The sequence below is a fragment of the Pseudomonas sp. S150 genome, from assembly GCF_004526365.1.
In the GTDB taxonomy this organism is placed as follows: Bacteria; Pseudomonadota; Gammaproteobacteria; order Pseudomonadales; family Pseudomonadaceae; genus Aquipseudomonas; species Aquipseudomonas putida_A.
In genome coordinates this window covers 4,254,313-4,275,474 of the sequence record NZ_CP038207.1, presented here as the reverse complement: position 1 = coordinate 4,275,474, position 21,162 = coordinate 4,254,313, and the positions used below count along the sequence as shown (strand labels likewise).

At 60.9% G+C, this 21,162-nt stretch carries 22 protein-coding genes; 10 read left to right on the top strand and 12 right to left on the bottom strand.

Going from position 1 to position 21,162, the window contains the following annotated elements; all coding sequences use genetic code 11:
• Window positions 1-50: 50 nt before the first annotated feature.
• Window positions 51-293 (top strand): DUF1652 domain-containing protein, encoded by a 243-nt coding sequence (locus E3Z29_RS19460; protein WP_003225919.1) that lies wholly within the window; start codon window positions 51-53, stop codon window positions 291-293.
• Between the two features lie 4 nt (window positions 294-297).
• On the opposite strand, the gene E3Z29_RS19455 is transcribed toward E3Z29_RS19460, so the two are convergent.
• The gene (locus tag E3Z29_RS19455) at window positions 298-660 is read right to left on the bottom strand and encodes an NUDIX hydrolase (RefSeq protein ID WP_098964369.1); all 363 of its coding nucleotides are present in this window, start codon (window positions 658-660) and stop codon (window positions 298-300) included.
• 222 nt (window positions 661-882) lie between these two features.
• Here E3Z29_RS19455 and E3Z29_RS19450 point away from each other — a divergent pair, with 222 nt between their 5' ends.
• Window positions 883-1,080, top strand: coding sequence for a DUF2188 domain-containing protein (locus E3Z29_RS19450; RefSeq protein ID WP_096796397.1), 198 nt, complete (start codon window positions 883-885; stop codon window positions 1,078-1,080).
• A 61-nt stretch (window positions 1,081-1,141) separates the two neighbouring features.
• Here the strand turns inward: E3Z29_RS19450 and E3Z29_RS19445 are convergent, their stop codons facing one another.
• The gene (locus E3Z29_RS19445; RefSeq protein WP_098964368.1) at window positions 1,142-1,381 is read right to left on the bottom strand and encodes a hypothetical protein; all 240 of its coding nucleotides are present in this window, start codon (window positions 1,379-1,381) and stop codon (window positions 1,142-1,144) included.
• Between the two features lie 186 nt (window positions 1,382-1,567).
• On the opposite strand from E3Z29_RS19445, the gene E3Z29_RS19440 reads away from it, so the two are divergent.
• On the top strand, window positions 1,568-1,903 hold the full coding sequence (locus E3Z29_RS19440) for a hypothetical protein (protein ID WP_003225912.1): 336 nt from the start codon (window positions 1,568-1,570) through the stop codon (window positions 1,901-1,903).
• 183 nt (window positions 1,904-2,086) lie between these two features.
• On the top strand, window positions 2,087-2,686 hold the full coding sequence (locus tag E3Z29_RS19435) for a DUF6338 family protein (RefSeq protein ID WP_134786670.1): 600 nt from the start codon (window positions 2,087-2,089) through the stop codon (window positions 2,684-2,686).
• A gap of 137 nt (window positions 2,687-2,823) precedes the next feature.
• Here E3Z29_RS19435 and E3Z29_RS19430 read toward each other — a convergent pair whose 3' ends face one another.
• A complete protein-coding gene (locus E3Z29_RS19430) occupies window positions 2,824-3,708 on the bottom strand; it encodes a LysR substrate-binding domain-containing protein (protein WP_098964366.1) in 885 nt (294 codons plus the stop codon).
• A gap of 159 nt (window positions 3,709-3,867) precedes the next feature.
• Between E3Z29_RS19430 and E3Z29_RS19425 the strand changes: the two genes are divergently transcribed.
• Window positions 3,868-6,894 (top strand): FAD-binding and (Fe-S)-binding domain-containing protein, encoded by a 3,027-nt coding sequence (locus tag E3Z29_RS19425; RefSeq protein WP_134786669.1) that lies wholly within the window; start codon window positions 3,868-3,870, stop codon window positions 6,892-6,894.
• On the opposite strand, the gene E3Z29_RS19420 is transcribed toward E3Z29_RS19425, so the two are convergent.
• Window positions 6,827-7,516, bottom strand: coding sequence for a paraquat-inducible protein A (locus E3Z29_RS19420; RefSeq protein WP_027612991.1), 690 nt, complete (start codon window positions 7,514-7,516; stop codon window positions 6,827-6,829). The two genes, E3Z29_RS19425 and E3Z29_RS19420, sit on opposite strands and share 68 nt — an antisense overlap.
• Window positions 7,513-8,109: a paraquat-inducible protein A gene (locus tag E3Z29_RS19415; protein WP_003225887.1), complete on the bottom strand. Its 597-nt coding sequence runs from the start codon at window positions 8,107-8,109 to the stop codon at window positions 7,513-7,515. Before E3Z29_RS19415 ends, E3Z29_RS19420 begins: the two co-directional genes overlap by 4 nt.
• Window positions 8,110-8,291: 182 nt before the next feature.
• Between E3Z29_RS19415 and E3Z29_RS19410 the strand changes: the two genes are divergently transcribed.
• On the top strand, window positions 8,292-9,461 hold the full coding sequence (locus tag E3Z29_RS19410; RefSeq protein WP_134786668.1) for a DUF1624 domain-containing protein: 1,170 nt from the start codon (window positions 8,292-8,294) through the stop codon (window positions 9,459-9,461).
• A 3-nt stretch (window positions 9,462-9,464) separates the two neighbouring features.
• On the opposite strand, the gene E3Z29_RS19405 is transcribed toward E3Z29_RS19410, so the two are convergent.
• Window positions 9,465-10,361, bottom strand: a complete 897-nt coding sequence (locus E3Z29_RS19405) for a LysR family transcriptional regulator (RefSeq protein ID WP_134786667.1) — start codon at window positions 10,359-10,361, stop codon at window positions 9,465-9,467.
• Between the two features lie 102 nt (window positions 10,362-10,463).
• On the opposite strand from E3Z29_RS19405, the gene E3Z29_RS19400 reads away from it, so the two are divergent.
• Window positions 10,464-12,008 carry an MFS transporter gene (locus E3Z29_RS19400; RefSeq protein WP_134786666.1) on the top strand — a complete coding sequence of 515 codons (1,545 nt, stop codon included), beginning with the start codon at window positions 10,464-10,466 and terminating at the stop codon, window positions 12,006-12,008.
• Between the two features lie 132 nt (window positions 12,009-12,140).
• Here the strand turns inward: E3Z29_RS19400 and E3Z29_RS19395 are convergent, their stop codons facing one another.
• Window positions 12,141-13,532 carry an aldehyde dehydrogenase family protein gene (locus E3Z29_RS19395; RefSeq protein ID WP_134786665.1) on the bottom strand — a complete coding sequence of 464 codons (1,392 nt, stop codon included), beginning with the start codon at window positions 13,530-13,532 and terminating at the stop codon, window positions 12,141-12,143.
• Window positions 13,533-13,635: 103 nt separating this feature from the next.
• Here E3Z29_RS19395 and E3Z29_RS19390 point away from each other — a divergent pair, with 103 nt between their 5' ends.
• Window positions 13,636-14,514 (top strand): LysR family transcriptional regulator, encoded by an 879-nt coding sequence (locus E3Z29_RS19390; protein WP_134787600.1) that lies wholly within the window; start codon window positions 13,636-13,638, stop codon window positions 14,512-14,514.
• Window positions 14,515-14,597: 83 nt separating this feature from the next.
• The gene (locus tag E3Z29_RS19385) at window positions 14,598-15,260 is read left to right on the top strand and encodes a M24 family metallopeptidase (RefSeq protein WP_115989532.1); all 663 of its coding nucleotides are present in this window, start codon (window positions 14,598-14,600) and stop codon (window positions 15,258-15,260) included.
• Window positions 15,261-15,263: 3 nt separating this feature from the next.
• Here the strand turns inward: E3Z29_RS19385 and E3Z29_RS19380 are convergent, their stop codons facing one another.
• Window positions 15,264-15,887: a glutathione S-transferase family protein gene (locus E3Z29_RS19380; protein ID WP_098964358.1), complete on the bottom strand. Its 624-nt coding sequence runs from the start codon at window positions 15,885-15,887 to the stop codon at window positions 15,264-15,266.
• Between the two features lie 104 nt (window positions 15,888-15,991).
• The gene (locus E3Z29_RS19375; RefSeq protein WP_096796404.1) at window positions 15,992-17,407 is read right to left on the bottom strand and encodes a cytosine permease; all 1,416 of its coding nucleotides are present in this window, start codon (window positions 17,405-17,407) and stop codon (window positions 15,992-15,994) included.
• Window positions 17,408-17,824: 417 nt separating this feature from the next.
• Here E3Z29_RS19375 and E3Z29_RS19370 point away from each other — a divergent pair, with 417 nt between their 5' ends.
• Window positions 17,825-18,736, top strand: coding sequence for a LysR family transcriptional regulator (locus E3Z29_RS19370; protein WP_134786664.1), 912 nt, complete (start codon window positions 17,825-17,827; stop codon window positions 18,734-18,736).
• Between the two features lie 24 nt (window positions 18,737-18,760).
• Here the strand turns inward: E3Z29_RS19370 and argE are convergent, their stop codons facing one another.
• The 3 genes from argE to E3Z29_RS19355 form a co-directional block, all read right to left on the bottom strand.
• Window positions 18,761-19,909, bottom strand: coding sequence for an acetylornithine deacetylase (argE, locus tag E3Z29_RS19365; RefSeq protein ID WP_134786663.1), 1,149 nt, complete (start codon window positions 19,907-19,909; stop codon window positions 18,761-18,763).
• A complete protein-coding gene (locus E3Z29_RS19360; protein ID WP_134786662.1) occupies window positions 19,906-20,583 on the bottom strand; it encodes a DUF1028 domain-containing protein in 678 nt (225 codons plus the stop codon). Before E3Z29_RS19360 ends, argE begins: the two co-directional genes overlap by 4 nt.
• A gap of 118 nt (window positions 20,584-20,701) precedes the next feature.
• On the bottom strand, window positions 20,702-21,118 hold the full coding sequence (locus E3Z29_RS19355) for a RidA family protein (RefSeq protein ID WP_003225869.1): 417 nt from the start codon (window positions 21,116-21,118) through the stop codon (window positions 20,702-20,704).
• Window positions 21,119-21,162 lie beyond the last annotated feature (44 nt).

Here is a 21,162-nt window from a genome sequence, read left to right as displayed (position 1 = left end):
CATCTATGCTCAACGGGTCGATCGACTCATCGCCTGCGAGGCGTGCGCCCATGCTAGCCATTGCCGACATCTGCCGGATTGTCGAATCCGGCTTTCCGTCGCTTGAATGCGAATGCACACAAGTGGAGCAGGGACTGTTGCGGATCAAGGTTTATGAGCCTGACTCCGGGCGAGTCGAGTTGTTGCTCAATGGCGTCTCACCGGAACATCTGGTGACGATCCGCGACATTTCCAACTTCATTGGCGAATTGCGCACGGAAATGAGCGCCGGACGCCGGGCATTCGCCGGCTGATCTCTCACAAGCGCCGTTGAAACGCCTGCACGATACGTAACGTCGCGTCGCTGGTGGGCAGATTCTGCACCGCGTCCAGCGGATGCCAGATGCATTCGGTGATCTCGTTTTGCGGGCGCAACTGCTCAAGATCGAGCACTGACGCCTCGTAGACATGATGCTGGGTGCTGCCGCTGTGCAGTTCCATCAGATACAACATCTGCTCGGCATCCAGTGCTGTTTCTTCCTGCAGCTCGCGCGTCGCCGCCCCGGCTTTGGTTTCCCCAGGCTCGACCTTGCCGCCGGGCAGTGTCCAGCGACAGCGGGGTTTGCGCACCAGGAGAACGTGTCGATCCTGCTCGCAAATAACGGTTGCGCGTACTTTCATCTGTTACCTGTTTACTGCGTGTCACATAAATGAAATAAAACTGCAATATTCGAGCCGGGCCCGGATTCAAAGGTTCCCTCGGGGTTTTGAGTGTTTGGCCTGGCGGAAAGTGCCAGAGCCTTGGCGCATCGCGATGGCGACACCCGGTCGGCACAAATGCGGCATCCGGGTGTAAGTTAAAAAGGCAGAGCTGAATCCACCGTCGGCAAAAAGGAGGTACCCATGAGCATTCCGGTCTTGAACAAAATGCACATGAACGGCTACGACGTACTCAGCGTGAACAACGGCCCGTGGCGTGTTTGTACTCAAGGCGATCGGCTTGCGTCGTTCGGTAGCAGAGAGGAAGCACTGGCCTATGCCGCTGCGTTGCCGGGTTACAGAAAACGCTCGGTGCGAGCGCGAAGTCACACTGCAAGTTGAAGCAAATGTAACGAAAGAGCCCCGGTGATTGCCGGGGCTTTTGTTGAGGTAAAGGGGGGGATCAGTGGACTTTGATCCGGCTGATGGAGCGCGTTTTCACTTCCTTGGCATACAGCTGCAAGCGTTCTTCATCACTTTGCAGCACCTCGCAGGACCTGAGTACCGCCTGGGCATCCGCTTCATTGCCGCTCTTGCGCAGCTGTTCGGCGATGCGTTTGAGGTCGACCGCCGACCATCTCAGATCCGATGCGACGGCTTGCAGGTCGCGCTGAAGTTCGTGTTCGTATTCATTGAGCCGCATGATCACCTCCGGAACATTCTCGGTAGAACAGAGTAGTCGCATTTTTCTTCGATGATGCGCAGCTCGTCTGCCACCGGGCTGCATGCATGTAAATATTTGTCCAATCTCCCTTGTGGGCGACGTGCCGCGCTGGATGTACACCCGGTTACACGTTACATTCGCGTTTTTCAAGATCAGGGAAACACCATGCGGATATGGATCGGGAGTTTGGCGTTGGCATTGCTGGCGGGTTGCTCATTGCCAGCATCGCTGGTGCCGGGCGAGCCAAATCTCAGCAAAACCACCACCAAAGCGCCTAAAGACTATGCCGCGTGCTTGTTGCCGTTGTGGCAGCAGGACATTCCTAAGACCACGCAGACGTCCATTTCCAACGGCTACCGGATCAAGGCGCCGAGCCTCGTCACCGCCGACGAGATTCTCGACATCATCAAATACAAGGACGGTAGTCGCGTTTCCCTGTATCAGGGACCGCCATGGGCCAAGTCCGGGTCGTTGCGCAAATCGGTGCGTGACTGCCTGTAAAGCCCAGCCTCCGCTGCAAAAGCCAGCCCCACAAAAAGCAGAAACCGGATCAATGGTTTCTGCTTTTTTTTGCTTTGCGAAATGCGCTGTGACAGATCGGCACGAGGCGTATCCCAGTGTGCGCTAGGCTTCTGAGTGCCGCCCGGTAACCGGAGGGGCATGCCTTTCAAGGAGCCACGGATCATGGATGATCTGGTCAAAGAAGTTATTCCGTTGTTGCAGTATCTGATTCCCGGATTTGTTTCTACCTGGATTTTTTACACGCTCACTTCGTTCAAGCGGCCTGACACCTTTGGGCAGATTGTGCAGGCGTTGATTTTTACGTTTGTGATTCATGGGGTGGTAACAGGTATTGGCGTGATCTTTTTGTATGTGGGGACGAAGGGTTTTTCTCTAGGAATATGGGATGGCAAGGCGCAGACGTCATGGGCATTCTTTTGTTCGCTGGTACTTGGATTGCTGTCCTGTAGTCTGGCGACCAATGACAAGCTACATGGTTGGCTGCGTCGCAGAAACGTAACGAAACAATCTTCTTACCCAAGCGAATGGTTCTGCGCATTCGCGCAATTTGATCGGCTCATCACCCTGCATTTGCATGACGAAAGGCGCGTTCTTGGCTGGCCGGCCGAGTGGCCGCCGGAATCAGCCAACGGCCAGTTCGTGATCCATAAGCCACATTGGCTGCATGAAGATGGCAAAGTGGCGCCTTTTGGCGCCGAATATTTGTTGATAGATTCCGCGAAGGTTAAATGGGTTGAGTTCAGCCCGGCATCAGAGGATTGATTATGAGCGCCCGAGCACCACAACCAATGCCCAAGAAATATGAACACCTGTTCTTTGGGCCAGACGGAAAACCGTTGGATAGTCCACTGTTGAGAGGGCCGAGTGCGCCTCCACCTTTGAAAAAGCAGTGCTGCTGTTCAGAGCGTATGCACCAACCAGTCCCTGAACGCTTTCAGTGACGGCAACGCCTCATTACGCGGCGGATACACCAGGTAATAGCTGCGCCGGCTGGTGATCGGCTCCCCCAGTTGCAGCAGCTCGCCGTTAAGCAATTCATCCTCCACCAGAATCCGTGGCACCAGCCCCACGCCAATATTCGCCCGGACCGCCTGAATCAGGTGCGAAGTCATTTCAAAGCTCGGCCCGATGCGCATGCTGCGGTGGGGCAAACCATGATGCGTGAACCATTCCGCCCAGGCCTGGGCATTGCTGCTGACATTGAGCAGTAACTGCCCGGCGATGTGCTGTTCCGCATCATCGCGTTCGGCCAACGACAACTGCGCACTGGCAATCACCACCAGTTCTTCAGTGTGCAGGGGCAGGGCGCTCAGCCCGGGCCAATCCCCCGCACCGACGCAGATCGCCGCATCGATCTCGCTGGTGTCGAAGTCGATCGCTTCGATGCGTGAATGCAAGTGCACGGTCATGCCGGGGTGTGCGGTGTAGAAGTCCTTGAGTCGCGGCAGCAGCCATTTCGAGCCGAAGGTCGGCAGCGTCGCCAGCCGTAAGCTGTGGATGCCGGAACCGAACGCCATGGCCTGCAACGTCGCGCTGCGGATCTGCCCGAGGGCTTCGGCCAGTTCGCGCTGATACATGCGCCCGACATCGGTCAGCACCACTTGCCGGCCCTCGCGACTGAACAGGCGCATGCCGAGCATCTTTTCCAGAATCTGCACCTGACGGCTGACCGCGCTTTGCGTCAGCGACAGTTCATGGGCGGCGCGGGTGTAACTTTCATGGCGTGCGGCGGCCTCGAAGGCCAGCAACAGCGACATGGAAGGGGTGAGGGTTCGCGGATTCATTCGTTTTAGTCATGGATTGCGGGTCGATTTTACGTTTGTCCCGACGGCGCCAAGCAATGAACATAAGCGCCATGAGATGGCGGGAGCGTGACGCAATCATTCATTGCGCACAACTGTTCACCGCCACACGGCCCGATTTTGACCGAGATTTCCTCACCGATGATTGCCCAGCTGAAGCCCGCCACTGCATTGATCGCCGATTATCAGAAGTTCCTCAAAGCCCTGAAAGCCTGTGGTTTTCGTGGCGAGATCAGTGCCGATTACGCCAGTCGCGTGGTGCTCGCCACCGACAATTCGATCTATCAGCGTCTGCCGCAAGCGGCGGTGTTTCCGATGGATGCGGAGGATGTGGCGCGGGTCGCACGGCTGATCGCCGAGCCGGCTTATCAGCAAGTGGTGATCACGCCGCGTGGCGGCGGCACCGGCACCAACGGCCAGTCGCTGACCGATGGCATCGTCGTCGACCTGTCGCGGCACATGAACCGTATTCTGGAAATCAACGTCGAGCAGCGCTGGGTGCGGGTGCAGGCCGGGGTGGTCAAGGATCAGCTCAACGCCGCGCTGAAATCAGCCGGGCTGTTTTTCGCCCCGGAGCTGTCGACCTCCAACCGCGCCACCGTTGGCGGCATGATCAACACCGACGCCAGTGGCCAGGGCAGTTGCACCTACGGCAAGACCCGCGACCATGTGCTGGAACTCGACATGGTCCTGCGCGGTGGTGAGCGTCTGCACGGCGCAGCGCTGGCGGAAGACGACCTGACAGCGCTGTGTGCCCGTGAAGATCGGGTGGGTGAAGTTTATCGCTGTGCGCGGCAGATCATTGATGAGCAGGGCGAGCTGATCAAACAACGGTTCCCTGACCTCAACCGTTGCCTGACCGGCTACGACCTGGCGCACCTGCGCGAGGCCGACAAGCGTTTCAACCTCAACAGCGTGCTGTGCGGCGCCGAAGGCTCGCTGGGGTTTGTGGTGGAGGCGAAGCTCAACGTACTGCCGATCCCCAAACACACGATGCTGGTGAACATTCGCTACGCCGGGTTCATGGATGCGTTGCGCGATGCCCGGGCGCTGATGGCGCTCAAGCCGCTGTCGATTGAAACCGTGGATTCCAAGGTGTTGCTGCTGGCGATGCAGGACATCGTCTGGCACGGCGTCGCCGAATACTTCCCGGAAAGCGCCGAGCGCCCGACACTGGGGATCAACCTGGTGGAGTTCTGCGGTGACGATCCCGAGGATCTGCAGCGCCGGGTCGAAGCCTTCCTCGAACACTTGAGCAGCGACACCACCGTCGAACGCCTCGGCCATACCCTGGCGGTCGGCCAGGCGGCAGTGAACAAGGTTTATGGCATGCGCAAACGCGCGGTCGGCCTTCTCGGTAACGTTGCCGGCGAAGCGCGGCCGCAGCCGTTTGTTGAAGACACCGCGGTGCCGCCGCAGCACCTGGCCGAGTACATCGCCGAGTTGCGCGAGCTGCTCGACAGCCACGGTTTGCAGTACGGCATGTTCGGCCACGTTGATGCCGGGGTGCTGCACGTACGTCCGATTCTCGACATGAAGGATCCGCAGCAAGCGGCGCTGGTGCGCCCGGTGTCCGACGGCGTCGCGGCGCTGACCCAGCGTTACGGCGGCCTGTTGTGGGGTGAGCACGGCAAAGGCCTGCGCTCGGAATACGCGCCGGCGTTTTTCGGTGAGCTGTACCCGGCGTTGCAAGCGTTGAAAGCCGCGTTCGACCCGTTCAACCAGTTCAACCCGGGCAAGATCGCCACCCCGGCCAATACCGGTGCGGCGTTGCTGAAAATCGACGAAGTGACCCTGCGCGGCGAACTCGACCGACAGATCGACGAAAAGGTCTGGCAGAGCTACGGCGCAGCCATGCATTGCAACGGCAACGGCGCCTGCTACAACTTCGATCCCGACGACGCCATGTGCCCATCGTGGAAAGCCACCCGCGAGCGTGCGCAATCGCCCAAGGGGCGCGCATCGCTGATCCGCGAATGGCTGCGTTTGCAGGGCGAGGCAGGGGTGGATGTGCTGTCGGAGGCGATCCGTCATCCGGCATTTTTCCGCAACCTGTGGACACGCTGGCGCAACAGCCGCGCGCAGGATGCAGACTTTTCCCATGAGGTGTATGACGCCATGGCCGGTTGCCTGGCGTGCAAATCCTGCGCGGGACAGTGCCCGGTCAAGGTCAACGTGCCGGAATTCCGTTCGCGTTTCCTTGAGCTGTATCACAGCCGTTATCTGCGCCCGGCGCGGGACTATCTGATTGCTTCGCTGGAGTACAGCATTCCGTACATGGCGCGGATTCCGGCACTGTACAACGGTTTGATGGGCGCAACCTTTGTGCGCAAACAGTTGGAGCGTCTTGGCGGCATGGTCGATGTGCCGTTGCTCAGTCGCTTTGATTTCCACGCTGCGCTGCGCCGCTGGAAGGTGCAGCCGGCGACGGTTTCCACGCTGTCGGTGCTGACCCCGGCCCAGCGCGAGCGCAGTGTGGTGTTGGTGCAGGACGCCTTCACTCGTTACTTCGAGGCGCCGCTGCTGGCGGATCTGCTGGAGTTGATTTCACGACTTGGCTATCAGGTGTATCTGGCACCGTTCAGTGCCAATGGCAAGCCGCTGCATGTGCAGGGTTTCCTGTCAGCGTTCAACCGCGCGGCGTTGCGCAATGCGCAGCAACTTCGTGAGCTGGCGGACGTTGGCGTACCGCTGCTGGGGCTGGATCCGGCGATGACGCTGGTCTATCGCCAGGAATACCTGAAAGTGCCCGGCATGGACCACTGCCCGGAAGTCGCGCTGGTACAGGAATGGCTGCTCGAGGTGATGCCGGAGCAGGCCGCTGCCGATGCGGCCCGGTCATTCCGTCTGCTGGCACACTGCACCGAGAAAACCAACGCGCCGGCCGCCACTCGCCAGTGGGAGCAAGTGTTCGAGCGAGCCGGATTGAAACTGGCGACGCAGGCCACCGGCTGCTGCGGCATGTCCGGCACCTACGGCCATGAAGCGCGCAACCGCGAAACCTCGGCGGTGATCTACGAGCAATCGTGGGCGCGGCAGGTTGAGGCGCCGGCGGAGCGGGGCGAAGCGCTGGCCACCGGTTACTCATGCCGCAGTCAGGTCAAGCGCCAGTCGGATCGGGCGCTGCGCCATCCGTTGCAGGTGCTGCTTGAGGTGGTGCGTCGCTGAGCGGTTCGTCGTCCGGGGCATTGTCCCATATCAGCCGTGGGTCGAAACTCATCGCCGAGAGCATGGTGAACACCACCACCATGCCGAAAAACAGGATGCCCGGGCGTGGTTCGATATCGCCCAGCGCCTGGAACTTCACCAGCGCCGCGACCAGTGCGACCACCAGCACGTCGAGCATCGACCAGTAGCCGATCAGCTCGACGAAACGGTACAGCTTCGAGCGCTCACGGCGCGCCCAGTCGCTGCCCCGCTGCACGGTGATCAGCAGCAGCGACAGGGCGACGAATTTAATCCCCGGCACCGCGATGCTGGCGATGAAAATGATCAGCGCAATGTCCCACGCGCCGCCCTCCCAGAACTCCAGCACGCCGCTCATGATCGTGCTGTCGGCGCCGTTGCCGAGCATCACCGTGTTCATCACCGGCAGTAGATTGGCCGGCACGTAAAACGCCAACGCGGCGAACAGATAGGCCCAGGTGCGCGTCAGGGAGTTGGTCTTGCGCCGATGCAGCGGCGCATCGCAGCGCGGGCACTCGTGCGGCTCGTCGGTCATGTCACAGGCCAGCCCACAGCTGTGGCACAGGCACAGATTCAGTTCGCTGGCGGTCGCGGGTCGCTTCATAGAATGTCCCACAGATCACGAATGTCGCGGCCGGCAATGCGGATCATCATCAAGCTCAGCACCGCCAAAGCGAACAGGCCGATACCCGGCAGCACATCGAGCAGCCCGGCCAGTTTGAATACCGCCACCATCGCCCCCAGCAGACACACTTCGAGCATGCTCCAAGGGCGCAGGGTTTCCAGCCAGCGCATGCACAGCTTGAAGCCCGGTGCCCGGCGCGATGATAAGGCGAAACTCAGCACCCAGATCAGCAGCACCAGTTGAAACGCCGGGGCGATGATGATCGAAATCGCCGCGACCATCGCCATGAACGTGATCGGCCCCTGACTCAGCGCCAGTACCGAATCCCACAGCGTCGCGCTGTTCTTCAGGCCCTTCATGCTGATGCTCATCACCGGATAGAAATTGGCGAACAGCCACAGCATCGCCGCAGTGAAACTCAGGGCCAGCCGCTGCTCGACGGTCAAGCCGTTGTAGCGCTGCAGCACGCCGCCGCACCGCACGCAGAGGGTTTTCTGGTGTTTGCCGAGCACGACCTTTTCGTACACGCAGTCGCAATGCTCGCAGATGATCAGGTGTTCGGTTGAGGTCATGGGCAACGCTCGACAGCAGGCGCAAAGGGCAGGGGGGCGCCTGATCACTATAGAAGCCTGACGTGATTGGGCAAATGGCGTTTGGCTTGGGAATCGACTTTTAATGTTATAGAGTAACGCCAATTTTTGGCGGGACGTGTAGTTATGCGCCCCCGATTCATTGACTCGATGGCGAAATGTCCATGACGATTGCGTGTGCCCGTTCCAACCCGCCGCCGACCGGCCGCTTGCTGTCCATTGATGCGTTACGCGGTCTGGTCATCCTGTTCATGCTGCTGGATCACGTGCGTGAAACGTTTCTGTTGCACCGTCAGGTGTCCGACCCGATGGACATCGCCAACACCGAGCCGGCGTTGTTTTTCAGTCGCACGTTGGCGCATCTGTGCGCACCGGTGTTCGTGTTGCTGACTGGATTGTCTGCGTGGTTGTTCGGCGAGAAGTACGCGGGCAAGGCCGATGTCAGTGCCTTCCTGTTCAAGCGTGGGCTGTTTCTGGTGGTGCTGGAATTCACCTTGGTGAATTTTGCATGGACGTTTCAGTTGCCGCCGAGCGTGATCTATCTGCAGGTGATCTGGGCGATTGGCTTGAGCATGATCGCGTTGTCGCTGCTGGTCTGGCTGCCGCGCTGGCTGCTGCTGACGCTGAGTCTGGCGATCATTGCCGGGCATAACCTGCTGGATGGGCTGCATTTCGCGCCGGAGTCGGCACTGCATGTGCCATGGGCGATCCTCCATGATCGGGGCTGGATCGAGGTCGGTGACAGTCTGCGCTTGCGCACTTCGTATCCGCTGTTGCCGTGGATCGGCGTGATCGGTCTGGGTTATGCGCTGGGCCCGTGGTTTGCCCGTGCGGCCGACGCCGGAGTTCGTCAGCAGTGCCTGTTGCTGGCTGGTATCGCCGGACTGCTGGGTTTCGTCGGGCTGCGGTTGCTCAACGGATACGGCGAAAAGTCTTGGGCGGTCGAAGACACGACCGTGCAAACGCTGATGGCGTTTTTCAACATCACCAAGTACCCGCCATCGCTGCTGTTCATCACCCTGACGGTGAGCGTCGGATTGCTGTTGTTGCTGCTGTTCGAACGGCTGCAGACGCGTCGCTGGATTCGCTGGCTGACGGTTTTCGGTTCCGCACCGATGTTCTTCTATCTGCTGCATCTGTACGTGCTGAAGGTGCTGTACCTGATGGCGCTGGCGCTGTTCGGACTGAATCAGGGCAGCCATTTCGGATTCGACTCGGTACCGGCAATCTGGCTGGTGTCGGTGCTGCTGGCGGTTGCGCTGTACCCGGCGGTGCGCTGGTTTTCCGCGCTGAAATCGCGGCGCCGCGATATTGCCTGGCTGAAATATCTGTAAGCCCTAGTGACCACTGCGCTCGCGCGCGAAGTCGATAAAAGCCTTGAGCGGCGCCGGTACGTGGCGCCTGCTCGGGTAGTACAGATGCAGGCCCGGATAGTAGGGGCACCAGTCCGCCAACAGCTGAATCAGACGCCCCGATGCCAAGTGTTCGCTGACCATGTCATCGAACACATACGCCAATCCCAGGCCTTGCAGTGCAGGGCCGACCATCAAGCTGACGTCGCCCAGGGTCAGCGGGCCGTTGACCTCGATTTCCTGGGCAATGCCATCGCGTTCGAATTCCCAGCGATACAGGGCGCCACTGGGGTAGCGGTGGCGCAGGCACGGCAAGTCGTGCAGATCTTCGGGTTTTTGCGGCGCAGGATAGCGTTCAAGGAATGCCGGCGAAGCCACCACCACCGAACGCATCGCCGAGCCAATCGGCAGCGAGACCATGTCGGCCTGCAGTCGATCGCCAAAGCGCACGCCCGCATCAAATCCGCCAGCGACGATATCGAGCAATGCTTCGCTTTCGACCACCTCCATGCGAATGTCCGGATACGTCTGCAAGAACTCGCTGGCAATCGGCAGCAATACCAGTTCGCACGCCTGGCGTCCGCAGGTGATACGCAGGTTGCCGGTGGGTTTGTCGCGAAAATGGTTGAGGTCTTCCAGTGCATCGTCAATGTCGCGGAACGCCGGTTTCAGGCGCGCGTAAAAGCGCTCACCGGCCTCGGTCAACGCCACGCTGCGGGTGGTGCGATTGAACAGACGCACACCGAGGCGATTCTCCAAAGCCTTTACCGAATGGCTCAGGGCTGACGGGGTGAGCCCGAGTTCGACGGCGGCCTTGCTGAAATTCAAGTGCTGCGCCGTACAGAGAAATACGCAAAGGTCTGCCGCTGAGGGTGATTTCATCTGTGAATGCCTTTCACAAAGTCATGCAAAATTGCTGGGATTATCGCATCAATCTCACGGCCTTAAAGTCGCTGCCTGGCAATTTCTTTAAAGGATGAATGCATGACAACGGTCTCTCATCAACCAGGCGCGCGTAACAAGCTGCTGATCCTCGCGGCCGTGTGCCTGTCGGCATTGGTACTGCCCTTGAGTTTTACCGGTGGCGCGGTGGCGACGCCCGCCATTGGCCGTGATCTGGGCGGAAGTCCCGTTGCCCTGACCTGGATCACCAATGCGTTCATGTTGTCGTTCGGCAGTTTGCTGATGGCGGCGGGAGCGTTGGCCGACGTCTATGGGCGTAAACGCCTGTTCAGCTTCGGCATGTTGCTGTTCACCGCAGCATCGATTGCGCAGAGCCTGGCACCGTCGGTGTACTGGCTGGATGGGCTGCGTGCAGTGCAGGGCGTGGCCGGTGCTGCGGCGTTGGCCAGCGGTTCAGCGTCGCTGGCGCAGGAATTCGAAGGCCATGCGCGGACCCGCGCGTACAGCGTACTCGGTACCACATTCGGCATTGGTCTGGCTTTCGGGCCGCTGCTGGCCGGTGCGTTGATCGAAGCGTTCAACTGGCGGGTGATTTTCGTATTCACCGCGCTGATCGGCGTGATCGCCATGGTCTTCGGCCTGCCTCGCATGCGCGAAAGCCGCAACCCGGATGCCACGGGACTGGATTGGCCGGGCACGATCACCTTCAGCACGATGCTGGCGCTGTTCACCTTCGGCGTGATTCAGGCGCCGGAAAGCGGTTGGGGCAGCCCGCTGGTGGTCGGTCTGCTGAGTGCTTCGGCATTGTTGCTGGGGTTGTTCGTGATGATCGAAAAGCGCGTCAAACATCCGATGCTCGATCTGACCCTGTTGCGTTTTCCGCGCTTCATCGGCGTGCAGATGCTGCCGATCGGCACCTGTTTTTGCTACATCGTGCTGGTGGTGATCTTGCCATTGCGCTTTATCGGCGTGGAAGGCTTGAGCGAAATCGATGCCGGCCTGCTGTTGCTGGCGCTGTCGGCGCCCATGCTGGTGGTACCGATGCTGGCGGCGTCGCTGACCCGGTTTGTCTCGGCGGGAATCCTGTCGGGGATCGGTTTTCTGATCGCTGCGGTGGGCTTGCACGGGTTGAGCCTGTACAACGTCGGCGAGCCAAAATCCGCCTTGGTCATTGCGATGCTGTTGATCGGGATTGGCACCGGTTTGCCGTGGGGGTTGATGGATGGTCTGTCGGTCAGCGTTGTACCGAAGGAGCGCGCGGGGATGGCGGCGGGGATCTTCAATACCGTGCGCGTGGCGGGTGAGGGTATTGCGCTGGCGGTGGTGGGCGCTGTGCTGACTTCGCTGCTGCATACCGATCTGACGGGGGCAGTGGCAGGCAGTGTCGATGCGGCGTTGATTGCCGAGACCGCGCACCGGGTCACCACGGGGGACATGGCGCATGCGCTCGACACCGTTCCGGGGCTGGCCAAAGAACGTCTGGTGCAAGGTTATGCCACGGCGTTTCAGTACCTCCTGCACATCCTTACGCTGATTACCCTGGCTTCGGCGGCAGTGGTGCTTGGGCTGTTGAGCAAGGGGCCGGCGGTTGCGCAGCCGCAAAAAACAGCGCCCGACTTGCTATAGCGGTGTGTGCGGAATTTTCGAGTGTGGGAGCGGGCTTGCTCGCGAAGGCGTCAGGTCAGTCACGATCAATGCTGAACATGCCGGCCCCTTCGTGAGCAAGCCCACTCCCACCTGTGCGTGTTGGAGTCCTGATTATTTACGATCCAGCCACACGGTCTGCGCATTGCAGAACTCACGCACGCCGAAGTGCGACAGTTCGCGACCGAAACCGCTTTTCTTCACGCCACCGAAGGTCACACGCGGGTCGCTGGCGGAGTAACCGTTGATGAACACACCACCGGTTTCCAGTTCACTGGTCAGTTGCTGGGCCAGTTGCACGTTGGCGGTGTAGATCGTCGCGGTCAGGCCGAAGTCGCTGTCGTTGGCCAGGGCCACGGCGTGGGCGCAATCGCGGGCAGTGATGATCGATGCCACCGGGCCGAACAGTTCCTGTTTGAACGAGGTCATGCGGTCCGTGACATCGGCCAGCACGGTCGGCTCGTAGTAGTTGCCCGGGCCTTGGGCCTTGCCGCCGCCGAGCAACAGGGTGGCGCCTTCTTCGAGGGTGTCGCGCACTTGCTGGTCGAGTTCGTCACGCAGATCGAAACGCGCCATCGGCCCGATGTAGGTGTCGGCGGACAGCGGATCGCCGACTTTCAATTGACGCGTGGCCTCGACGAATTTGCGGGTGAACTCTTCGACCACGCCTTCTTCGATGATCAGGCGCTTGGCCGCGGCGCAGACCTGGCCGGAGTTCTGGTAGCGACCGATGACGGCAGCCTGCACGGCCTCATCAAGATCCGCATCATTGAGCACGATGAACGGGTCGGAACCACCCAGTTCCAGCACGCATTTCTTCAGCGCGGCACCGGCCTGAGCGCCGATGGCCATACCGGCACGGACGCTGCCGGTCAGGGTGACAGCGGCGATGCGCGGGTCGGCGATGGCGGTGGAAACGCCTTCCGGGGTGACGTTGATCACTTCAAATACGCCATCGGCGAAACCGGCGCGCTTGAACGCGTCGCGCAGCAGGTAGGCGCTGCCCATCACGTTCGGCGCATGCTTGAGCACGTAGGTGTTGCCGGCGATCAGCGCCGGAACGGCACCGCGCAGCACTTGCCAGATCGGGAAGTTCCACGGCATCACCGCGAGGATCGGGCCGAGTGGTCGGTACTCGATGCGCGCCTTGCCGCCTTCAACCTGAGTCGGTTCGGCGTCGAGCATCGCCGGACCGTTTTCGGCGTACCACTCACAGAGCTTGGCGCATTTTTCAATTTCGCCACGGGCTTGGGCGATCGGCTTGCCCATTTCCAGGGTGATCATGGTCGCCATGGCTTCGGCGCTGTCACGCAGGGCGCCGGCGAGGGCGGTCAGGGCGCGGGAGCGATCCTGCAGCGGCTTGCGTTTCCATTTCGAGAATCCGAACGCGGCGCGGGTCAGCGCAGCGTCGAGGGCCTCGGCGGATTCAAAGGCGTAGTGACCGATCTGCTCGCCGGTGGCGGGGTTGATCGAGATGGCGTGGGTCTGGCTGGAAATCTGGTTCATGGCTGGCTCCTGCGTGTTCAGTGGATGGGCCTAGAGTAGGGTGGCGTTTGTTTTCTGGAAACTGAATAATAAAGATCGTTTCTTTCACGATTGGAGAATGACTGTGGATCTGGTGCAGCTGGAAATCTTCAAGGCCGTTGCCGAGCACGGCAGCATCAGCGCCGCCGCGGCGCAGATTCATCGCGTGCCATCGAACCTGACCACGCGGATCAAACAGCTGGAGCAGGACTTGGGCGTCGACCTGTTCATTCGCGAGAAAAGTCGTCTGCGTCTGTCGCCCGCCGGCTGGAGTTTTCTCGAATACGCGCGGCGCATTCTCGATCTGGTGCAGGAAGCGCGGGCCACGGTCGCTGGTGAAGAGCCGCAGGGTGCGTTTCCCCTCGGTTCGCTGGAAAGTACCGCCGCCGTGCGCATCCCCGAACTGCTCGCGGCGTACAACCAGTTGCATCCCAAGGTCGATCTGGATCTGTCGACCGGCCCGTCCGGGACAATGATCGACGGCGTACTCTCCGGACGATTGGCGGCGGCCTTCGTCGATGGCCCGGTGCTGCACCCGGCGCTGGAAGGCGTGCCGGCGTTCGAGGAGGAGATGGTCATCATCGCGCCACTCAATCACCCCCCGGTGCAACGCGCGGCGGATGTGAACGGCGAGAACATCTACGCGTTCCGCTCCAACTGCTCCTATCGTCATCACTTCGAAAAATGGTTTAGCACCGACGCTGCCGTGCCGGGCAAGATTTTCGAGATGGAGTCTTACCACGGCATGCTCGCCTGCGTCAGCGCCGGGGCCGGGCTGGCGCTGATGCCGCGCAAAATGCTGCAAAGCATGCCTGGCAGCGCGACGGTCAGCGTGTGGCCGCTGGCGGCGGACTTTCGCTATCTGACCACGTGGCTGGTGTGGCGCCGGGGCACGGTGTCGCGCAGCTTGGGCATGTTCGTGCGTTTGCTGGAAGAACGCGGTGTGGTGCGTGCGGAAGAGTAATTGACACGTTGTGTCATGGCTGTATCTTGATCGGCGTTTCGCAATATAAAAAACTACACAGCGTAGCCATGAGGAACAAGCAAATGAGTGCAGCCCTGAGCGGTAAAGAAGCAGTCGGTGAGCGGTTTGTGCTGGAGACGATGCGCCACGCGCAGAATCTGACCTGGAACGCCGTTGACGCCATCGCCCAGGTGATCAAGCCCGGCATGCGTGAGTCCGAAGCCCAGGAGCGGGGCAAGCAGATTCTCGCCGAACTGGGCATGGACCGCATCTGGCATCCGCTGCTGATTCGCTTCGGCGCCAATACGCTGAAGGCGTTCAAGGAGCGTTCCGAAGGCGATCCGGTGCTCGGTGACAACGATATTTTCTTCATTGACATGGGCGTGGTCTGGCAGGGGCACGAAGGCGATGCCGGCGCAACCTTCACCACCGGCTCCGATCCGGAAATGATCGCCTGCGCGGCGGCGTCCAAGGAGCTGTTCAAGCGTGTCGAGGCACTGTGGCGCCAAGGCGTGAGCGGTGTCGAACTGTACCGCTATGCCAGCGATCAGGCTGAAGCCATGGGCTGGAAACTCAATCTCGATATCAAGGGCCACCGCGTCAGCGATTTCCCTCACGCGATCCATCGAGGCGGCAATCTCGGCGATTTCGACCAGACGCCAAATGCCGGTGTATGGATTCTGGAAATCCAGATCGCCCACCCGCAGCGACCGTTCGGCGCGTTTTATGAAGATCTGTTGATCTGATTGTCACGGCGTACCGTTTCTGCCGTACAGGCGAAAGCCTTCGCGTTGGCTCAGACGCTGGTAATACGCGCTGACGGCGGGATAGTCCGGATGCGCGAGCGGCGTTTCGAACCAGCGGTTGACTGACAGCCCGATGGGGATATCGGCGAGGGAAAACCGGTCGCCACTGACGTAGGCGCCAGTCTTCTGCAACTGTTGATCGAGGATGCCCATGGTCTGCGACCACTGCTCGATGCCGTTGAGCAACGCGGCGCTGTCCTGATGATCTGGTGACTGACGCGCCAGCGACATGAACGCATACGACCACGACCGGTTCAACTCCGAGGCCTGCCAGTCGATCCACTGATCGACCCGCGCACGAACTCGCGGCTCGGCGGGGTAGAGGTCTGCGCCGCCATAGTTGCCCGCCAGATAACGAATGATCGTATTGGATTCCCACAGGGTGAAATCGCCGTCCTGAATCACCGGCACCATGGCGCAGGGGTTGAGGGCGAGAAACTCCGGGGTGTCGGTGGGTTTGAAGCCCGAGCCCCAATCCTCACGCTCGAACGGGATCTGCAGTTCAGCGCAGGTCCACAGCACTTTGCGCACGTTGATCGAAGACGCCTTGCCCAGAATTCGCAGCATGAGTTTTCCCTGTCTCGTGGGTGCCTGTCGGGGCATCAAGAAATACCACACCACAACGCAGAAGGCCCGCGCATGGCGGGCCTTCTTTTTACATCGAATCAATCTCAGTGACTGCCCACCAGTTTCCCGCCCATCATCCGCCGCCGATAGGCGCTGTCACGACTGGCCAGCCAGAAGTACAGCGGCGAAGTCACCAGCAGGCCCACCAGCCACGACAGGTCGGCGCCGTTGATGTGCGCCGACACCGGGCCGACGTACAGCGGGGTGTTCATGAACGGGATCTGCACCGCGATGCCGATCGCGTAGGCCAGCAGCGCCTGTGGGTTGTAGCGTCCATAGATGCCGCCATCGACCTGGAAGATCGACTGGATGTCGTACTGGCCCTTGTGAATGGCGTAGAAGTCGATCAGGTTGATCGCCGTCCACGGCACCAGCACCACCAGCAGCACCAGCACCATGTCGACGAAGTGGCCGATGAAGTCCTTCGACGCGCCGACGGCGGCGAAGCAGCAGGCCAGCAGCACGATGATCGAGATCACCGCACGGCTCTTGGCGGTCGGAATCCAGCGATAGGCAAAGGTCTGCACCAGAGTGATCAGCGACAGCACCGCGCCGTACAGGTTGAGGGCGTTGTGGCTGATCACGCTGAGCAGGAACAGCACCAGCATCAGCGGGCCGATCGAGCCAGTGGCGAGCTTGACCGCATCCATGGTGTCCATGCCCACCGGGGTCGCGAGCACGGCGACGGCACCGAAGATGAACGCCAGACTCGAGCCCAGCGCCGAACCCAGATACGTGGTCCAGAACGTCGACGAGACTTTGACGTCGGCCGGCAAATAACGCGAATAGTCTGACACGTAAGGCGCAAACGCGATCTGCCACAGCGCGGCGAGCGACACGGTGGCGAGCCAGCCGGAGAGGTTGAAGCTGCCGCGAGTGAGGAAGTCATCGGTTTGAATGTGGGTGAAGATGTAGCCGAAACCGACGACGATGCCGATCCCCAGCACCCAGGTGCCGATGCGGTTGAGCACGTGGATGAAGCGGTAGCCGATGATGCCGATGATCCCCGAACCGAGGGCACCGATGACGATGCCGACCGGCACCGGCACGCTGTCGACCACGCCGTGCAGCGACTTGCCGGCCAGCACGATGTTGGAGGCAAAGAAGCCGATGTACATGACCCCGGCAATCAGCACCACCAGCAGAGCACCGAGCGAGCCGAACTGCGCGCGGCTCTGGATCATCTGCGGAATGCCCATCTGCGGGCCTTGCGCCGAGTGCAGCGCCATCAGCACGCCGCCGACCAGATGACCGACCAGAATCGCGACGATGCCCCAGACCAGATTCAAGTGGAACAACTGCACGCCCAGCGCGCCGGTGACGATCGGCAACGGCGCGATGTTGCCGCCGAACCACAGCGTGAACAGATCCCTGACCTTTCCGTGGCGATCTTCGGGGGGCACGTATCCTATTGTGTGTTTTTCAATGAGCGGCGCGGATGTTGTTGCAGAGGTGGACATGACGAACTCCAAGGCAAGGATGAGTACGTGGACGTACTTCGGTAAGCGCCGACACGGACGGCGCATTTCTTGTTGAAGCGATCATGTGCAAAGGCCCGGGATAGATAAATTAGTAAGTTTGTTGCTTCAGACCTTAAAAAATATATGCCGCGTGTAATGCGTAGCTCCGGTATGTTCAGGCTTCACTCTGTCCTGGATTTACACAGTTTTGTGGTGAGGGGATTTATCCCCGATGGGCTGCGAAGCGGCCCCTCTTTTGACTTTAGAAACAGGGGCCGCTTCGCGCCCCCTCGGGGATAAATCCCCTCACCACAGACCCCCTGACTACAGACGAATGCCCTAACTACAGACAAATGCCCTGACAACAGATAAATCTCCTCACCACAAAAGCGTTGTCTCACTTGCAGAGGTTTTTATATGGCCGCCTACAACCTGCGCCAGCTCAAATACTTCGTCACCACCGCCGATTGCGGCAGCGTCGCCGAAGCCTCGCGCAAGCTCTATATCGCCCAGCCGTCGGTCTCCACCGCGATCAAGCATCTGGAAGAAAGCTTCGGCGTGCAGCTGTTCATCCGCCATCACGCCCAGGGCGTGTCGCTGACGCCCAGTGGTTCGCGTTTCTATCGCAAGGCGCTGGAATTGCTGCGAGTGGCGCATGAGTTCGAGCAGAACGCGCTGGCGGACAACGATGTGGTCTCGGGGCAGATCGATATCGGCTGTTTCGAAACCGTAGCGCCGTTGTACCTGCCGCGTCTGATCGCCGGTTTCAAGCAGCGTTGGCCGGGGGTGGAAATCCGTATTCGCGATGGCGAACAACAGGAACTGGTGCAGGCGCTGACCGCCGGCAGCATCGATCTGGCGATGCTGTTCGAGCACGACCTCGACAGCACCATCGAAACCACTTCGCTGATGCCGCCGCAGCAGCCTTACGCCTTGCTACCCGCCGATCATCGTTTTGCGCAACAGGCGAAAGTCTCGTTGCACGATCTGGTGCTGGAACCGATGATCCTGCTCGACGTAGTGCCCAGCCGCACCTACTTCGTGAGCATCTTCGAAGAACGCGGACTGACCCCGCATATCGTCTTCAGCTCGCCGTCGATCGAGATGGTGCGCGGCATGGTCGGGCGTGGGTTCGGCTTTTCGATTCTGGTGACCCGGCCGTTCGGCGAGTACACCTACGACGGGCAGAAAGTGGTGTGCGTGCCGCTGGCGGAAACCGTGACCGGCTCGGGCTTGTCGGCAGCCTGGCTGCGCCGGGTGCAACTGACCAAACCGGTGCAGTTGTTCGTTGATCATTGCCGCGAGGAATTGGCCCGACTGCACGCCTGAAGGCAGGCAGTCAGGCCGAAAGGATCAGGCGCGAATCGAGGCCAACATCCGTTGCAGCATCGCATCGCAGGCATCGAGTTGTGCGCGGCTGACAAACTCGTCCGGTTTGTGCCCCTGATCCATGCTGCCAGGGCCGCAGACCACGGTGGGAATGCCCGCCGCATCGAACAGCCCACCCTCGGTGCCGAACGCCACGGTGCCGAATTCCCGTGAACCGCAAAACGCCGCAATCAGCTCCGCCGCCTGACTCTGCGCATCGGTAGCCAGGCCGGGATAAGCCGACAGCTCACTGAAACGAATCGCACTGTGCTCGCTGACCGCACGCATGCGCGGCAGCACTTGCTGCTCGGCATAAGCCTGCAACTGCTGCGCTACCAGGGTCGGATCCTGCGAGGGCAGGGCGCGGATTTCGAAGTCGAAGCGGCAATCGGCGGGCACGATATTCAAGGCCTTGCCGCCGCTGATCACCCCGGTCTGCACCGTGCTGAAGGGCGGGTCGAAACGCGCGTCGTGATGCTCGGGCGCCTTCAGTTGCTGGCCGATGCGCCCCAGCTCGCCGATCAGCTCGGCGGCGTACTCGATGGCGTTGACCCCCAGCGGCGCGTAGGCCGAATGGCACGGATGACCGTGCACGTCGCAGCGCATCGCCAGTTTGCCTTTGTGGCCGAGCACCGGTTTCAACTCGGTCGGTTCACCGATGATGCACAGCAGCGGTTTGACCGGCCGCTGCTCCAGCTCGGCGAGCAACGAGCGCACCCCGAGGCAGCCGACTTCTTCGTCATAGGACAGGGCGATGTGCACCGGCATGCGCAGGTCTGCAGCGACCAGCGCCGGCACCAAGGCCAGCACGCAGGCGATGTAGCCCTTCATGTCGGCGGTGCCGCGCCCGAACAGCTTGCCGTCGTGCTCGCTGAGTTCAAACGGCGCTACTGTCCATGGTTGACCATCGACCGGCACCACATCGGTGTGCCCTGAGAGCACGATGCCTGGTTGCTCGGCCGGGCCAATGGTCGCGAACAGATTGGCCTTGCTGCGCTCGGCGTTGTAGATCAGCTCGCACGGCACATCGAAGCCAGCGAGGTAGTCGCGCACGAACTCGATCAGTTGCAGGTTGGATTCGCGGCTGGTGGTGTCGAAGCCCACCAGCGTCCTGAGCAACCCGACGCTGTTCATCGATCATCACCGGCAACGCCATAGCCCGGTGCCTTGGCCGGGTCGAGTGCGCGGTCGATGTAGTCCTGCAACTGCGGCTGATAGGCGTCCCAGAGTTTTTGCAACTGGCCGATCGGGTCTTCGTCGGCCCAATCGATGCGCAAATTGACGATCGGCCAGGTCTGTTCGCCGACCACGACCACGGCTGCCGAATGCACGGGACCTGCCTCGCCACCAAGGGCCTGGCCGGCGTGCAAGGCCTTGAGCAGGCGATCGGCCAATTGGCCTTCGCCGTCTTCAAAGGCGCGGACCATCGCCTCGATTACCGCACGCCCGGCGAGCATGTTGCCGGCGGCCACGCATTGTTCGCCGGAGACCGCGTTGTGCACGCCGAGGGTTTGCGCGCCGCTGAAATGCGCGGTCTGGCCGAGGTGGTTGATCGCGGTGATTTGCCGGTATTGGCTGTAGCCGTTGCGAGTCAGCACCTGGTCCAGCGCAGCGTCGGGCGCCTGACCTTGTTCCATCAATGCGAGGACTTCCGGGCCGAGGGAGGGCAGAGTGATGTTCTGGCTCGACACCGCGCCGACACCCGGCAACAGCCACGGACAACGCGCGCCGACGGCGATGCTGGAGGAACTGATGGCGACACCGAACTGGCCGGTTTCGGGGCAACGGGCTGCGATTGAAAAGGTCATCTGTTTACTCCTTGTGTGTCTTGACTGGCCTCATCGCGAGCAGGCTCACTCCTACCTTGAAATGCGTTCCCTTGTAGGAGTGAGCCTGCTCGCGAAGGCCGCGACTCGGTCTTCCGACTTACTCGGGAATCACCGCCACCACATCAATCTCCATCAGCCACTGCGGCTGCCCCAGTGCCGACACCACCAGCCCGGTGGAGATCGGGAACACGCCTTTGAGCCACTTGCCGACTTCCTGATACACCGGCTCGCGATAGCGCGGGTCGATCAGGTAGGTGGTGGTCTTGACGATGTGGCTCATGTCGCTGCCGGCTTCTTCCAGCAGTTGCTTGACGTTGCGCATCGCCTGTTCGGCCTGCGCACGCGGATCACCGAGGCCCACCAGATTACCGTCGAAATCGGTGCCGACCTGACCTCGGACGTACACCGTGTTGCCGGCGCGTACGGCCTGGCACAGGTCGTTATCCAGCGTCTGATTCGGGTAGGTGTCCTTGGTGTTGAACATACGGATGCGGGTGTGGGTTGGCTTGCTCATGTACAGCTCCAGACTGAGTGTTCAGCGGCGCACCGGGCACCGCC